This window comes from Streptomyces sp. NPDC048650, assembly GCF_043199095.1.
Lineage (GTDB): Bacteria > Actinomycetota > Actinomycetes > Streptomycetales > Streptomycetaceae > Streptomyces.
In genome coordinates this window covers 529,508-543,138 of the sequence record NZ_JBICVM010000002.1, presented here as the reverse complement: position 1 = coordinate 543,138, position 13,631 = coordinate 529,508, and the positions used below count along the sequence as shown (strand labels likewise).

13 protein-coding genes are annotated in these 13,631 nt (G+C 70.6%); 12 read left to right on the top strand and 1 reads right to left on the bottom strand.

The window, feature by feature from the left end; genetic code table 11:
* Positions 1 to 17 precede the first annotated feature (17 nt).
* Entirely contained in the window at positions 18 to 842 is an 825-nt protein-coding gene (gene prcA, locus ACGFML_RS08245; RefSeq protein ID WP_393541289.1) for a proteasome subunit alpha, read from the top strand.
* 37 nt (positions 843 to 879) lie between these two features.
* On the opposite strand, the gene ACGFML_RS08240 is transcribed toward prcA, so the two are convergent.
* Positions 880 to 2,004 (bottom strand): LacI family DNA-binding transcriptional regulator, encoded by a 1,125-nt coding sequence (locus ACGFML_RS08240; protein ID WP_393541287.1) that lies wholly within the window; start codon positions 2,002 to 2,004, stop codon positions 880 to 882.
* A gap of 120 nt (positions 2,005 to 2,124) precedes the next feature.
* Here ACGFML_RS08240 and ACGFML_RS08235 point away from each other — a divergent pair, with 120 nt between their 5' ends.
* The 11 genes from ACGFML_RS08235 to ACGFML_RS08185 all read left to right on the top strand — a co-directional run bounded on the left by ACGFML_RS08235 (position 2,125) and on the right by ACGFML_RS08185 (position 13,577).
* On the top strand, positions 2,125 to 3,384 hold the full coding sequence (locus ACGFML_RS08235; protein WP_393541285.1) for an MFS transporter: 1,260 nt from the start codon (positions 2,125 to 2,127) through the stop codon (positions 3,382 to 3,384).
* A 9-nt stretch (positions 3,385 to 3,393) separates the two neighbouring features.
* A complete protein-coding gene (gene pafA, locus ACGFML_RS08230) occupies positions 3,394 to 4,755 on the top strand; it encodes a Pup--protein ligase (RefSeq protein WP_393541284.1) in 1,362 nt (453 codons plus the stop codon).
* A gap of 162 nt (positions 4,756 to 4,917) precedes the next feature.
* Positions 4,918 to 5,907, top strand: coding sequence for an FKBP-type peptidyl-prolyl cis-trans isomerase (locus ACGFML_RS08225; protein ID WP_393541282.1), 990 nt, complete (start codon positions 4,918 to 4,920; stop codon positions 5,905 to 5,907).
* A gap of 122 nt (positions 5,908 to 6,029) precedes the next feature.
* Positions 6,030 to 6,404, top strand: coding sequence for an FKBP-type peptidyl-prolyl cis-trans isomerase (locus ACGFML_RS08220; protein ID WP_393541280.1), 375 nt, complete (start codon positions 6,030 to 6,032; stop codon positions 6,402 to 6,404).
* 116 nt (positions 6,405 to 6,520) lie between these two features.
* Positions 6,521 to 7,489 (top strand): helix-turn-helix transcriptional regulator, encoded by a 969-nt coding sequence (locus ACGFML_RS08215; RefSeq protein WP_393541278.1) that lies wholly within the window; start codon positions 6,521 to 6,523, stop codon positions 7,487 to 7,489.
* 17 nt (positions 7,490 to 7,506) lie between these two features.
* Positions 7,507 to 8,457 (top strand): helix-turn-helix transcriptional regulator, encoded by a 951-nt coding sequence (locus ACGFML_RS08210; protein WP_393541276.1) that lies wholly within the window; start codon positions 7,507 to 7,509, stop codon positions 8,455 to 8,457.
* A 58-nt stretch (positions 8,458 to 8,515) separates the two neighbouring features.
* Positions 8,516 to 8,767, top strand: coding sequence for a hypothetical protein (locus ACGFML_RS08205; protein WP_393541274.1), 252 nt, complete (start codon positions 8,516 to 8,518; stop codon positions 8,765 to 8,767).
* A gap of 16 nt (positions 8,768 to 8,783) precedes the next feature.
* Complete coding sequence (locus ACGFML_RS08200) at positions 8,784 to 8,996, top strand: hypothetical protein (RefSeq protein ID WP_393541272.1); 213 nt, start codon at positions 8,784 to 8,786, stop codon at positions 8,994 to 8,996.
* Between the two features lie 217 nt (positions 8,997 to 9,213).
* Positions 9,214 to 9,504, top strand: a complete 291-nt coding sequence (tatA, locus tag ACGFML_RS08195) for a Sec-independent protein translocase subunit TatA (protein ID WP_393541270.1) — start codon at positions 9,214 to 9,216, stop codon at positions 9,502 to 9,504.
* Positions 9,505 to 9,619: 115 nt separating this feature from the next.
* On the top strand, positions 9,620 to 10,525 hold the full coding sequence (gene tatC, locus ACGFML_RS08190; protein WP_393541268.1) for a twin-arginine translocase subunit TatC: 906 nt from the start codon (positions 9,620 to 9,622) through the stop codon (positions 10,523 to 10,525).
* Positions 10,526 to 10,760: 235 nt separating this feature from the next.
* Positions 10,761 to 13,577: a DEAD/DEAH box helicase gene (locus ACGFML_RS08185; RefSeq protein WP_393541266.1), complete on the top strand. Its 2,817-nt coding sequence runs from the start codon at positions 10,761 to 10,763 to the stop codon at positions 13,575 to 13,577.
* Positions 13,578 to 13,631 lie beyond the last annotated feature (54 nt).

The following is a 13,631-nucleotide window of genomic DNA, read 5'->3' as shown; positions in this document are numbered from 1 at the left end:
AAAGGGACGGATAGCCGGTGTCGACGCCGTTCTATGTCTCACCCCAGCAGGCCATGGCCGACCGTGCCGAGTACGCCCGCAAGGGCATTGCGCGCGGCCGCAGCGTGGTGGTGCTGCAATACACCGACGGCGTGGTCTTCGTCGCCGAGAATCCCTCCCGCGCCCTGCACAAGGTCAGCGAGATCTATGACCGCATCGCCTTCGCGGCGGTCGGCAAATACAACGAGTTCGAGAATCTGCGGATCGGTGGTGTGCGCTACGCCGATCTGCGGGGCTACACCTACGACCGCGCCGATGTGACCGCGCGCGGCCTGGCGAACGTCTACGCCCAGACGCTCGGCACGATCTTCTCCAGCGCCGCGGAGAAGCCGTACGAGGTCGAGCTGATCGTCGCCGAGGTCGGCAACGCCGCCGAGGACGACCAGATCTACCGGCTGCCGCACGACGGGTCGATCGTGGACGAGCACGGCTCGGTCGCGGTGGGCGGCAACGCCGACCAGATCAGCAGCTATCTCGACCAGCATCACCGCGAGGGCATGACGCTGGGCGAGGCCCTCAAGCTGGCCGTCGATTCGCTGTCTCGGGACACCAACGGCGGTGAGCGCACGCTGACCGCCGAACAGCTCGAAGTGGCGACGCTGGACCGTACGCGCCCGCAGCAGCGGAAGTTCAAGCGGATCCTGGGCAGTCAGCTGTCCCGGCTGATGGATGAGCCCGTCGGCGCCGACGGCGACGCGGCCGCGGACGGCGAGGCCGGCGGCAGCGATGCCGCGTCGGGTAAGTCGGAGGCCGGTTCGGATTCCGGTTCCGATTCCGCCGAGGGGTCGTCGGACGACTCGTAGCGGACCGGGCAAGCTCCTCGCGCGCCCCGGTGGGTCATCACCCGCCGGGGCGCGCGGCGTTGTGGACACCGGGCGGCGGCGGGGCGGTGGAGCCCCGGGGGACCAGTGCCACCGGAAGGGACGGGGCCGCGGTGCGGCCGCCGTCGAGTACGGCCATGAGGGCCCGCATGCCGGCCTCGCCGAATTCCTCGGCGGGCAGCCGGACGGTCGTCAGTTCCGGTTCGACCGCCACCGCGAGGGCCAGGTCGTCGAAGCCGGTGACGGAGATGTCCTCCGGGATCCGCAGGCCCAGGCGGCGCACGGCCTTGCAGGCGCCGGCGGCGATGATGTCGTCGTCGCACAGCAGGGCCGTGGGGCGGGGGCCGGGGGCGGTGAGCGCGGCATGGGCGGCGTGCAGACCGGCGTCGACGGTGAGGGCGGACGGCTGACGGCGCAGGAGCGTGCCGGGAACGCCGGCCAGCGCTTCGGTGACGGCGCGGGCCCGCAGGGCGAACGTCCAGGACTCCACGTCGGCCGTGAGGTGGGTGATGCGGCGGTGGCCGAGCGCCGTCAGATGGGCCGTCAACTGCCGCATGCCGTCGGCGATGTCGAGGTTCACGGTCGCGGAGGCGCGGCTGTCGCCGGGGTCGCTGTCGAGCATCACCAGCGGCAGTCCCGCATCGCGCAGCGCGGTGAGCGCGTCGGCGGCCATGGAGGAGGCGATCACGCCGTCCAGGGTGGCCGCGGCGGAGTCGAAGGGGTCGCGGGCCGGGCCGATGCCCTCGGGGGAGGGGTAGAGCACCACGCCGAAGCCGTGGTCGGCGGCGGCGCGGGCCGCTCCGGTGTAGACACGGGCGAAGAATTCGGTGGTCAGGGCGGGGACGACGAGCAGCGCGGTGCGGGTGCGGCCCATACGCAGGCTGCGGGCCGCGAGGTTGGGGCGGTAGCCGAGCTCGCGGGCGGTGGTGCGGACCGCTTCGGCCTTGGCGGGGGAGACCCGGCCGCGCCATTTGTCCCCGAGGACCAGGGAGACGGTGGCCTGTGAGACCCCGGCGGCCCGTGCGACGTCGCGGCTGGTGGCGCGCGTCGCGGTGGCCGGACCGCCAGAGCGCTCGGGGGAGGATCCGAGAGCGTGGGGAACGGCGCTTGCACCGGGGGGTGGCGTGGCCTCGTGGCTGGTCACCGGGGTGTCACTCCTTGCCTTCGGCCGCTGCGGGGTGGACCGCGGGTTGTCGCCATGGTACGTATAACGAGGGAAGTTATACGTAACACTTCTGGATCGGTCGCATGGAAAGGGGCAGGGATGGCCGCGGGATATGGGGAGCTGCTGAGAACCCGGCACGCGGCCCGGCTGCTGGCGGGGACGCTGGTCGGCAGGCTGCCGAACGCCACCGCGGCGCTGGCCGTGGTCCTGTTCGTCCGAGCCGAGGGCGGCAGCTACGCCCTCGCCGGAGCACTCTCCGCCGTCTACGGCGTCTGCAACGCGATCGGCCAGCCGCTGCTGGGCCGCGCCGTCGACCTCTACGGGCAGCCGCGGGTGATGCTGCCCGCCTCGGTCCTCTCCGCGCTCGGGATGGCGCTGCTCGCCGCCGTCGGCCTGGAGCCGCGCTGGCTCGCCTGGACCGCCATGGTGATCGCCGGGTTCTTCACCCCGCCCCTGGAGGGCGGGCTGCGGGCCCTGTGGCCGGGGGTCCTCAAGCGGGCGGACCGGGTGCATGCCGCGTACGCGCTGGACGCGGTGGCGCAGGAAGTCATGTTCGCGGTCGGGCCGTTGCTGGTGACGCTGTGCGTGGCGGCCTGGTCGGCCGGGGTGGCGCTGCTGGTGATCAATCTGATCGGGGTGCTCGGCGCGCTCTCCGTCGTGGTCTCCGAGCCCTCCCGGCAGTGGCGCAGCGGGCCGCGCGAGGCGCACTGGCTGGGCGCGCTGCGCTCGGGCGGCCTGCTCGTACTGATCGGCGCGTTCTTCTTCGTCGGGCTGGCGCTGGGGTCGATAGCCGTCGCGGCGGTGGCGTACGCCGATGAGCACGGCGGGGGCATGGTCTCCAGCTACCTGCTCTCCGCGCTCGGCTTCGGGGCGCTGGTCGGCGGCATCGCCTACGGCGCCCGGGAGTGGCCGGGGCGGCCGGAGAGCCGGCTGCGGCTCCTCATCGCCCTTCTGGCGCTGGGGTATCTGCCGCTGGCGCTCGCCCCCGGCGTCGCCGGGATGACGGCGCTCACCGGGGTCGCCGGGGTGTTCCTGGCCCCCGCGCTGGCCTGCGCGTTCGTGGTGGTGGACCGGCATGCGCCCAAGGGCACGGTGACGGAGGCCTTTTCGTGGCTGGTGACGACCTTCGGCGTCGGATCGGCGGTGGGTGCCTCGGTGGTGGGGCCCGCGGTCGAGGGCGGTGGTTCGGTGGCCGGATTCGCGGTGGCCGGGGCCGGTGGCGTCGCGGCGCTGCTCGTCCTTTTGTCGACGAAGCGATTTCTCGGAGATCCGGTGCAGGATACGGCGGGTGCCGCCCCGACGGAAAATGATCGAAACGGGGCTGTCGAACCCGGTTTCAGAGCAGGCCGTCAGGCGTAATGTTCAGTCATGGACCGCCGCATTTTCGGGCTGGAGAACGAGTACGGCGTCACGTGCACGTTCAGGGGACAGCGCCGACTGTCACCTGACGAAGTGGCGCGGTACCTCTTCCGCCGTGTTGTGTCATGGGGCCGCAGCAGCAATGTCTTCCTGCGGAACGGCGCCCGCCTGTACTTGGACGTGGGATCGCATCCGGAATACGCAACTCCCGAGTGCGACAACGTGACCGAGCTGGTCACCCACGACAAGGCCGGCGAGCGCATTCTCGAGGGCCTGCTCGTCGACGCCGAACGCCGCCTGCACGAGGAGGGAATCGCGGGCGACGTCTATCTCTTCAAGAACAACACCGATTCGGCGGGAAACTCCTACGGCTGTCACGAGAACTATCTCGTGGCACGCCACGGCGAGTTCTCCCGGCTCGCGGACATCCTCATCCCGTTCCTCGTCACCCGTCAGCTGCTGTGCGGCGCGGGCAAGGTGCTGCAGACCCCACGCGGCGCCGTCTACTGCGTCAGCCAGCGCGCGGAGCACATCTGGGAGGGCGTCTCTTCGGCGACGACCCGCTCCCGGCCAATCATCAACACCCGCGACGAGCCGCATGCGGACGCCGAGCGCTACCGCCGGCTGCATGTCATCGTCGGTGACTCCAACATGTCCGAGACGACCATGCTGCTCAAGGTCGGAGCCACCGACCTGGTCCTGCGCATGATCGAGGCGGGCACGGTCATGCGCGATCTGACGCTGGAGAACCCGATCCGGGCGATCCGGGAGGTCAGTCACGACATCACCGGCCAACGCAAGGTGCGGCTGGCCAGCGGGCGCGAGGCGTCGGCGCTCGAGGTGCAGCAGGAGTACTACGAAAAGGCCGTCGACTTCTGCGAGCGGCGTGGGATCCGTACGGGCACCGTCGAGCAGGTTCTGGAGCTGTGGGGCCGCACTCTCGAGGCGATCCGGGACCAGGAGCTCGACCGGATCTCGACCGAGATCGACTGGGTGATGAAACATCAGCTCATCGAGCGGTATCGCACAAAGAACAACATCACCATGTCCCACCCACGGGTGGCGCAGATAGACCTCGCGTATCACGACATCCACCGCCGCCGGGGGCTCTACTACCTCCTGGAACGGAAGGGCCAGGCGGCCCGGATCTGCAACGACCTGAAGATCTTCGAGGGCAAGTCGGTGCCACCGCAGACCACCCGCGCCAGGCTGCGCGGCGATTTCATCCGGCGGGCCCAGGAGCAGCGCCGGGACTTCACCGTCGACTGGGTGCACCTCAAACTCAATGACCAGGCGCAGCGCACGGTGCTGTGCAAGGACCCGTTCCGTTCGGTGGACGATCGGGTGGAGAAGCTGATCGCCGGAATGTGATCGGTGGCTCGTCGTGGCAGGGTGCCGGGAGCGAATTCGCTCCCGGCACCCTGCCGTGTCGTGCGCGGTCGGATCGCTGTGTTGCGAGGGAAAACGTCCACAGAGACAGGTCGTAGAGTGGCGGCCGTTCCCCATCCACCCCCCGAGCCCCGAGTTGGACTGATGAACCTCACGAAGAACACCCGTCGCGCCGCCGTCGCCGCGCTGACCGTGCCCATCATGCTGTTCGCCGCCGCCTGCGGATCGGAAAAGGACAGCGGCTCGTCCGACGGCGCCGTGGTCAAGGTGGACGGCAAGGCGGGCGCCCAGCCCAAGATCAGCGTGCCGAAGAACGCCAAAGCCTCCGACAAGGCCGTCACCAAGGAGCTGATCAAGGGCAAGGGCCCCGTCGTCAAGAAGGGTGATCTGGTCCGGCTGGACTTCACGGCGCAGTCGATGAAGGGTCAGAACCTCGGCAGCAGCTGGGCGCAGCAGCCGGGCGCCAAGCCGGGCGCCCCGCGGACCCAGGTCGTCACCGAGGTCTCCGACCAGATGACCCAGCAGACCCTGCCGCAGAAGGTCATGTCCGCGGTGGCCGGGAAGAAGGTCGGCAGCCGCTTCGAGGTCGAGGGCACCGCCAAGGCGCTGATCGGCGAGGGCCTGAACCCGCAGCTCGGCATCAAGCCCGAGGACGGCCTGGTGTGGGTCGTCGACGTGACCGCCGCGAAGAAGGTGGACAAGAAGGCGAAGGCCGAGGGCACCCAGGCCGCACCGGAGAGCGGACTGCCCGAGGTGAAGGCCGACGGCGACAAGGCCGCGACGATCACCGTGCCCAAGGGCGAGAAGGCCCCCAAGGACCTCGAGCAGCAGGTTCTGATCAAGGGCAAGGGCCCCGAGGTGAAGGCCGGTGACGGCCTGGTCGCGCAGTACACCGGCGTGAAGTGGGAGGACGGCAAGAAGTTCGACTCGTCCTGGGACCACGGTGGTGCGGCGGCGTTCCAGATCGGCACCGGTCAGGTCGTCAAGGGCTGGGACAAGGCGCTGGTCGGCAAGCACGTCGGTGACCGGGTGGAGATCGTGATTCCGCCGAAGCTGGGTTACGGCGCGAGCCCGCAGCACGAGCTGGCCAAGAACACACTCGTCTTCTCGGTCGACATCGTCGGCACGGTCTGAGCGGGCCGGTAGGGGTCCCGGCGGTCCGACCCGTCGCGGCGCGGCGGCAGTGACCGGCGGGGACGCCAAGATCTGCAAGACTGACGCGGTAATCGTAAAGATCCGTAAGTAGGAGCACATTCGTGAGCATCGACAAGCCCGAGATCGACTTCCCCGAGGGCCCGGCTCCCACCGAGCTCGAGATTGTGGACCTGACGGAGGGCGACGGCCCGGTCGCCAAGGCCGGGGACTTCGTCAAGGTCCACTACGTCGGCGTGGCGTTCAGCACGGGCGAGGAGTTCGACGCGAGCTGGAACCGCGGCAAGCCGCTGGAGTTCCAGCTGGGCGCCGGACAGGTCATCGCCGGCTGGGACACGGGCGTGCAGGGCATGAAGGTCGGCGGTCGTCGCCGGCTGACCATCCCGGCGCACCTCGCCTACGGCGACCGCGGCGCCGGCGGCGGCGTGATCGCCCCGGGCGAGACGCTGATCTTCGTCTGCGACCTGGTCTCCGTCTGAGACCCGGCTCGACGCACCCGAGGGCCCGTGCCATCCGTGGCACGGGCCCTCGGCTTTGCCCCGGGCATCCCGAGCGGTACGGTCAGCGCTCGGGAGTTCCACGAGAAAGGGCGTCGATGGCCATTGCGAAGGCCGAGCGGCTGATGAACCTGGCGCTGTGCCTGCTGGGGACGCGACGCCCGCTGACCAAGCGTGAGCTCAGGTCGTCCATCGAGGCCTATATCGAGGCGAGCAGCGACGACTCGTTCAACCGCATGTTCGAGCGGGACAAGGACGATCTGCGCGAGCTGGGCCTGGTCATCGCCACCGTGGACGCCATCGACGGCGAGGTCGGCTATCTCGCCCGCCGCGACAGCAACCGCCTCCCCCCGATCACCCTGGACGCCGAGGAGGCCGCCGCCCTCGGGCTGGCCGCCAAGATCTGGCAGCAGGCCCGGCTCGCCGGAGCAGCCAGCGGCGCGCTGCAGAAGCTGCGGGCGGCCGGCATGCCGCTGGCCGACGACGGCGAGGGCTACGACGACCGGCAGCCGCACAGCGCCCTCGAACCGCGCATCCCGGCGCACGAAGCCGCCTTCGAACCGCTGATGCTGGCCTGCCGCGACCGCCGCCCGGTGGTCTTCGACTACCGCAAGGCCAACGCCGCCCGTCCCGAGCAGCGGCAGGTCGAGCCCTGGATCCTCGAATGCTGGCGCGGTCACTGGTACGTCGCGGGCTGGGACCGGAGCCGTAAGGCGGAGCGGGTCTTCCGGCTCTCCCGGATCACCGGCAACGTCCGCTCCCGGCAAGGGGCGTTCACCGCGCCGGTGCCGGATCACGTCACCGTCCGCGAGACGGTCGAGAGCTGGGCCGGGGAGACCGCCACCGGAACCGCCCGGATCAAACTCCGCGCCGACCACGGCTATCCGCTGCGGGCCCGCGCGCTCACCGTGCGGGACCTGGGTGACGGCTGGGACGAGTTGGAGATCCCCAGCGGGCACGGACTCGACGCCTGGCTGGTGGAGTTCGGACCCGATGTGGTGGTGTTGGAGCCGGCCGAACTGCGGGCCGATGTCGTCGACCGGCTGCGCGCCGTGGCCAAGGGCTGAGAGGAAGAGGTACCCCCATGGCGACGAACGCGATCGACCAGACCCGCCGGATGCTGTCCCTGGTGACCTACCTGCGCGAGCGCCCCGGCGCCCGCGTCGGCGACGTGGCCCGCGCCTTCGGCATCTCCGAGGACGAGCTGATCGCCGATCTGGACGTCCTGCCGATGTGCGGGACGAGCTTCCGTGGCGGCGACCTCCTGGACATCGACACCGACGGCGACCGCATCTGGTGGCACAACCCGGACGATGTGGCCGAGCCGCTGCGCCTGGCCGCCGACGAGGCGACCGCGCTGCTGGTCGCGGCCCGTGCCGTGGCCACCCTGCCCGGTCTGCGCGAGGGCGACCGGCAGGCGCTGCTGCGCGCCACCGCCAAGCTGGAGGCGGCGGCGGGCGAAGCGGCCGGGGCCAGCTCCCGGCTGTCGGTGACCTTCGAGTCCGAGGGCGGGGTCTTCGCCGATGTGGACCGCGCCATCGCGGAACGGCGCCGGCTGTGGCTGCGCTACTACTCCCCGGCCCGGGACGAACTGACCGAGCGCGAGGTGGACCCCATCCGGCTGTTCGCCGTCGGCCACACCTACGTCGAGGCGTGGTGCCGGCTCTCCGAGGCGCGGCGGACCTTCCGGCTCGACCGGGTCGCCGAGATCCGGCTGCTGGACGCCCCCGCCGACCCGCCGCCCATCGAGCTGCGCGATCTGTCGGAGGGACTGGTCCAGCCCGCGGCGGAGGACCCCGAGGTCTCCATCGAGGTCGGCCCCGGCGGTCGCTGGGTCGCCGAGTACTACCCGCACGACAGTGCCGAGGAGCTCCCCGACGGCGGGCTGCGCATCACCCTGCGGACCCCCGACCCGGCGTCGCTGCGCCGCCTCGCGCTGCGGCTGGGTGCCGACGGGCGGATCGTGGCGCCGCAGGCGCTCGCCGACAGCGCGCGCCGGGCGGCGACCGAGGCGCTCGCGGCGTACGGCGAGTGAGCCCTGCGCACCGGCCCCGCAGGGGACCGGGGACATCCGACGGAGGAGGCAGCGAGGGATGACGACGACGATGGCGGGCGCCGCCATGACCACTCCGGTGCTCTTCAAGGCGGCCTGTCCGGACTGCCGGGGCCGCTTCGAACTGGCCTCGGACGCCTTCCGGCTGGCGATCGGCGCCAGCCGCCGCACCACCTTCTACTCCTTCACCTGCCCCGACTGCGGCCGCGCGGTGCGCCGCCCGGCCGGCGAGCGGATCGTCGAGCTGCTCACCGGCGGCGGGGTCCGCACCCTGCGGCTGCACATCGGCTGACCGATAGGCTCGCCCCATGCTCTGGCCCATGATCGCTGTCGTCCTCGGCTTCCTGGGGATCGCCGTGCTCGGCGTCCTCGCCGTCCGCGTCTTCGTCGAGGTACGGCGGCTCGCCCGGCAGGTCGGTGCGGCGTCGGCGCGGATCCAGCGGGCGGCCGAGGACCTGGAGCGGGCGGCGACGCCGCTGGCGGCCTCCCTGGATCCGGCGAAGGACCTGACGAGGAAGTGACGGTCGGCGTACGGGCCCGACCTGCCGTTCCCCACGGGCGGTAGGCTGTTTGCCAGGGCCGATTCCGAGGCGCGGCCCTGCAACCGGGAGTGCGCACAGGGGTTGCCCCGTATTCACCCGTGGGCGCTACGATCGCTGCAGTACGGCGGGCGGACGGAGGTCCGGCCAAGTTCAGCTAGTTCCATCCCCAGCCGCCTCGGTGAGAAGGTAAATACTTATGTTCGGTGGCAAGATCGGCACAATGGAGCTCGTCCTCATCGTTGTCGTCCTTCTTCTCCTGTTCGGTGCGAAGAAGCTTCCCGACATGGCCCGCTCGCTCGGCAAGTCCGCTCGCATCCTCAAGAGCGAGGCGAAGGCGATGAAGTCCGAGGCCTCGCAGAAGCAGGAAGCGCCCGCCGACCCGCCGCAGGACGAGCCGCAGGCCGAGCGCAAGACCATCAAGGCCGCGCCGGGGGATGAGAACAGCGCGCGACCGGTCGCTGATCCCGAGCACACCGCGCAGCGCTGACCGAGGGCTTGACCGTGGCGGCGGCCGGGCCGCTGCCTGTGGCATGAGATGAGGACGAGGGTTGCGGAAGTCTGCCCCTGAAAAGCGAGCGAAGGAGAAGGACCCCGAGGGGCGTATGCCGCTCGTGGAGCATCTGCGTGAGCTGCGCAACCGGCTGGCCAAGGCTGTCCTGGCCATTGTGATCGCGACGGTCCTGGCGGCGTTCTTCTACGAAGCGATCATCAACTTCTTGACCAAGCCGGTGCTGGAGTCGGTCGGCTGCCATTCGCTCTTCACCGATGTCGCCAAACAGGGCAAGAGTGCCCGGTGCGCCAGCATCGTGATGATGGACCTGCTCGGGCCGTTCACCCTGGCCCTGAAGGTGTCCCTGATGGCGGGTGTCGTGCTGTCCTCGCCGGTCTGGCTCTACCAGCTGTGGGCCTTCCTCGCGCCCGGTCTGCACCGGCACGAGAAGAAGTACACGATGAGCTTCGTCGCCGCCGGCTTCCCGCTGTTCGCGGCCGGCGCCTACTTCGCGTACTACACGCTGCCGACCACGGCGAAGGTGCTGATCAGCTTTACGCCGCAGGGCATCGGCAACATCGTCCCGCTGGACGTACTGCTCGATCTGATCACCCGTATGGTGCTGGTCTTCGGGCTGTCCTTCGAGCTGCCGCTGCTGCTGGTCATGCTCAACTTCGCAGGCGTGATCACCGGCAAGCGCATGCTGGGCTGGTGGCGCGGGATGGTCATGGGCATCACCGTCTTCGCCGCCATCGCCACGCCCAGCACGGATCCGCTCACCATGCTCATGCTGGCCGTGCCCATCGCCCTGCTCTACCTCGTGGCCGTCGGTATCGCCCTCACCAACGACGGCCGCCGCAGGCGCCGCCAGGACGCGGGGCCGGCCGACGACGAGGCGTCCGCACTGGATCTGGCGCCGGACGACATCGGCGAGCTGGAGCCGGTGGCGGGACCCGCCGCGCTGGGTGACGGCGGCGCCGCCGACGGCGGCCGCGGCGGCTACGACGACGTCACCTGAGGACGCCGCACGCAGGAACGCCGCACGCAGGAACGACGACGGAGGTGGGGAGCCCGAGAGCTCCCCGCCTCCTTGTCTGTTGCCCGGGCCGTCGTGGGCCGGTGTGCCGGTACTTCTCAGGCCCCGCAAGGGCGCCGGTGCCCGGGCGGGGCCGGGGGCCGCGCGGTACGGGTCGGTAAAGGGGCCCGTAAAGATCCGGTCGTTGTCAGAGGTGGCCGGTACGCTCGTAAGCACGATGACCGAGGACATGTCCCCTGCTGAGCGCTATGCCGCCGCCAAGCTCCGGGCGGCCGAGCAGGCCACCGCACTCGCCCCTTTCCGAGAGATGTACGACTTCGGTCTGGACGCCTTCCAGATCGAGGCGTGCCAGGCACTGGAGGCCGGCAAGGGAGTGCTGGTCGCGGCCCCCACCGGATCCGGCAAGACGATCGTCGGCGAATTCGCCGTTCACCTGGCCCTGGAGCAGGGCCGCAAATGCTTCTACACGACCCCGATCAAGGCGCTGTCCAACCAGAAGTACCAGGATCTGGTCAAGCGGTACGGGGCCGACAAGGTCGGCCTGCTGACCGGCGACAACAGTGTCAACTCCGAGGCGCCGGTGGTCGTGATGACCACCGAGGTGCTGCGGAACATGCTCTATTCCGGATCGCGGTCCCTGATAGGCCTCGGCTATGTGGTCATGGACGAGGTGCACTACCTCTCCGACCGCTTCCGGGGCGCCGTCTGGGAGGAGGTGATCATCCATCTGCCCGCGTCCGTGACGCTGGTGTCACTGTCTGCCACGGTCTCCAACGCCGAGGAGTTCGGGGACTGGCTGGACACGGTCCGCGGTGACACCGAGGTGATCGTCTCCGAGCACCGGCCGGTGCCGCTGTGGCAGCACGTCCTGGCGGGCCGGCGGATGTACGACCTGTTCGAGGAGCGGGACGGCCAGGGCGGCGGACGCCGCGAGGTCAACCCCGACCTGGAGCGGTTGGCGCGGATGGAGAACAGCCGGCCGACGTTCGGGCGGGACAAACGGCGCGGCCGCACGATGCGCGAGGCGGACCGCGAGCGTGAGCGGCGCCAGCGCAGCCGGATCTGGACGCCCAGTCGGCCCGAGGTGATCGACCGCCTCGACAACGAAGGTCTGCTGCCCGCGATCACGTTCATCTTCAGCCGCGCCGGCTGCGAGGCGGCTGTCCAGCAGTGCCTGTACTCGGGTCTGCGGCTCAACGACCAGGAGGGCCGCGAGCGGGTCCGGCGCATCGTGGAGGCGCGCACGTCCGGCATCCCGGACGACGACCTCCATGTGCTGGGCTACTTCGAGTGGCTCGAGGGCCTGGAGCGGGGCATCGCGGCGCACCACGCCGGCATGCTGCCGACGTTCAAGGAGGTCGTCGAGGAGCTGTTCGTCCAGGGGCTGGTCAAGGCCGTCTTCGCGACCGAGACGCTCGCCCTGGGCATCAACATGCCTGCCCGCTCGGTGGTCCTGGAGAAGCTCGTCAAGTGGAACGGCGAGCAGCACGCCGACATCACACCCGGCGAGTACACCCAGCTCACCGGCCGCGCCGGGCGCCGCGGGATCGACGTCGAGGGCCATGCCGTGGTGCTCTGGCAGCGCGGAATGAACCCGGGTGCGCTGGCGGGCCTCGCGGGGACGCGGACGTACCCTCTGCGGTCCTCCTTCAAGCCGTCGTACAACATGGCGGTCAACCTCGTCTCGCAGTTCGGCAGGCACCGTTCGCGGGAGCTGCTGGAGATGTCCTTCGCGCAGTTCCAGGCCGACAAGTCGGTGGTCGGGATCTCCCGGCAGGTGCAGAAGAACGAAGAGGGGCTGGAGGGTTATCAGGAGTCGATGACCTGCCATCTCGGGGACTTCGAGGAGTACTCCGGACTGCGGCGGGAGTTGAAGGACCGGGAGACCGAGCTCGCCAAGCAGGGCGCCGCGCAGCGGCGTTCGGCCGCCGCCGCCGCGCTGGAGAAGCTGAAGCCGGGCGATGTGATCCATGTGCCGACGGGCAAGTACGCGGGCCTCGCGCTGGTACTGGACCCCGGCATGCCCTCGGGCCGTACGGACCGCCACCGCGGCCTCGAGGCGCAGGACGGTCCGCGGCCGCTGGTGCTGACCGCCGAGCGGCAGGTCAAGCGGCTGGCGTCGATCGACTTCCCGGTGCCGGTCACGGCGCTGGACCGGATGCGGATCCCCAAGTCGTTCAACGCCCGCAGCCCGCAGTCGCGTCGCGACCTGGCGTCCGCGCTGCGCACCAAGGCCGGTCATCTCGTCCCGTCCCGGCACCGCAAGCCGCGCGCGGAGGCGGCCGACGACCGTGAGATCGCCCGGCTGCGCACGGAGATCCGGGCGCATCCCTGCCACGGCTGCGCCGAGCGCGAGGACCACGCCCGCTGGGCCGAGCGCTACCACCGGCTGAAGCGGGACACCCGCCAGCTGGAGCGCCGTATCGAGGGCCGGACGAACACCATCGCCCGCACCTTCGACCGGATCTGCGCGCTGCTGACCGAGTTGGACTACCTCGAGGGCGACACCGTCACCGAGGAGGGCCGCCGGCTCGCCCGGCTCTACGGCGAGCTGGATCTGCTGGCCAGCGAATGCCTGCGGGAGGGCGTCTGGGAGGGGCTCGGCCCGGCGGAGCTGGCCGCCTGCGCCTCGGCGCTGGTCTACGAGGCGCGGCAGGCGGACGACGCGGTGGCACCCAAGCTGCCGTCCGGGAAAGCCAAGGACGCGCTGGGCGAGATGGTGCGCATCTGGGGGCGGCTGGACGCCCTGGAGGAGGCACACAAGATCAACCAGGCGGAAGGCGTCGGCCAGCGCGAGCCGGACCTGGGCTTCGCCTGGGCCGCGTACCGCTGGGCCTCCGGCTTCGGCCTCGACGAGGTGCTCCGGGAGGCGGAGATGCCGGCCGGCGACTTCGTCCGCTGGTGCAAGCAGCTGGTCGACGTCCTCGGCCAGATCGCGGCGGCGGCCCCGGCCGGCGGCACGGTGGCCCGCACGGCCCGCAAGGCGGTCGACGGCGTGCTGCGCGGCGTCGTGGCCTACTCCTCGGTGGGCTGACCCCACGGGATGCGACGACGGCGCCCGTCCCCTGTTTTGAGGGGGCGGGCGCCG

Bases quoted from the DNA above. Each gene is read 5' to 3' on its own strand.
- ACGFML_RS08200 (WP_393541272.1), top strand. From the start codon at position 8,784: ATGCTCTGGCCCATGATCGCTGTCGTCCTCGGCTTCCTGGGGATCGCC.
- ACGFML_RS08215 (WP_393541278.1), top strand. From the start codon at position 6,521: ATGGCCATTGCGAAGGCCGAGCGGCTGATGAACCTGGCGCTGTGCCTG.
- tatC (WP_393541268.1), top strand. From the start codon at position 9,620: ATGCCGCTCGTGGAGCATCTGCGTGAGCTGCGCAACCGGCTGGCCAAG.
- ACGFML_RS08210 (WP_393541276.1), top strand. From the start codon at position 7,507: ATGGCGACGAACGCGATCGACCAGACCCGCCGGATGCTGTCCCTGGTG.
- ACGFML_RS08235 (WP_393541285.1), top strand. From the start codon at position 2,125: ATGGCCGCGGGATATGGGGAGCTGCTGAGAACCCGGCACGCGGCCCGG.
- ACGFML_RS08185 (WP_393541266.1), top strand. From the start codon at position 10,761: ATGACCGAGGACATGTCCCCTGCTGAGCGCTATGCCGCCGCCAAGCTC.
- pafA (WP_393541284.1), top strand. From the start codon at position 3,394: ATGGACCGCCGCATTTTCGGGCTGGAGAACGAGTACGGCGTCACGTGC.
- tatA (WP_393541270.1), top strand. From the start codon at position 9,214: ATGTTCGGTGGCAAGATCGGCACAATGGAGCTCGTCCTCATCGTTGTC.
- ACGFML_RS08205 (WP_393541274.1), top strand. From the start codon at position 8,516: ATGACGACGACGATGGCGGGCGCCGCCATGACCACTCCGGTGCTCTTC.
- ACGFML_RS08225 (WP_393541282.1), top strand. From the start codon at position 4,918: ATGAACCTCACGAAGAACACCCGTCGCGCCGCCGTCGCCGCGCTGACC.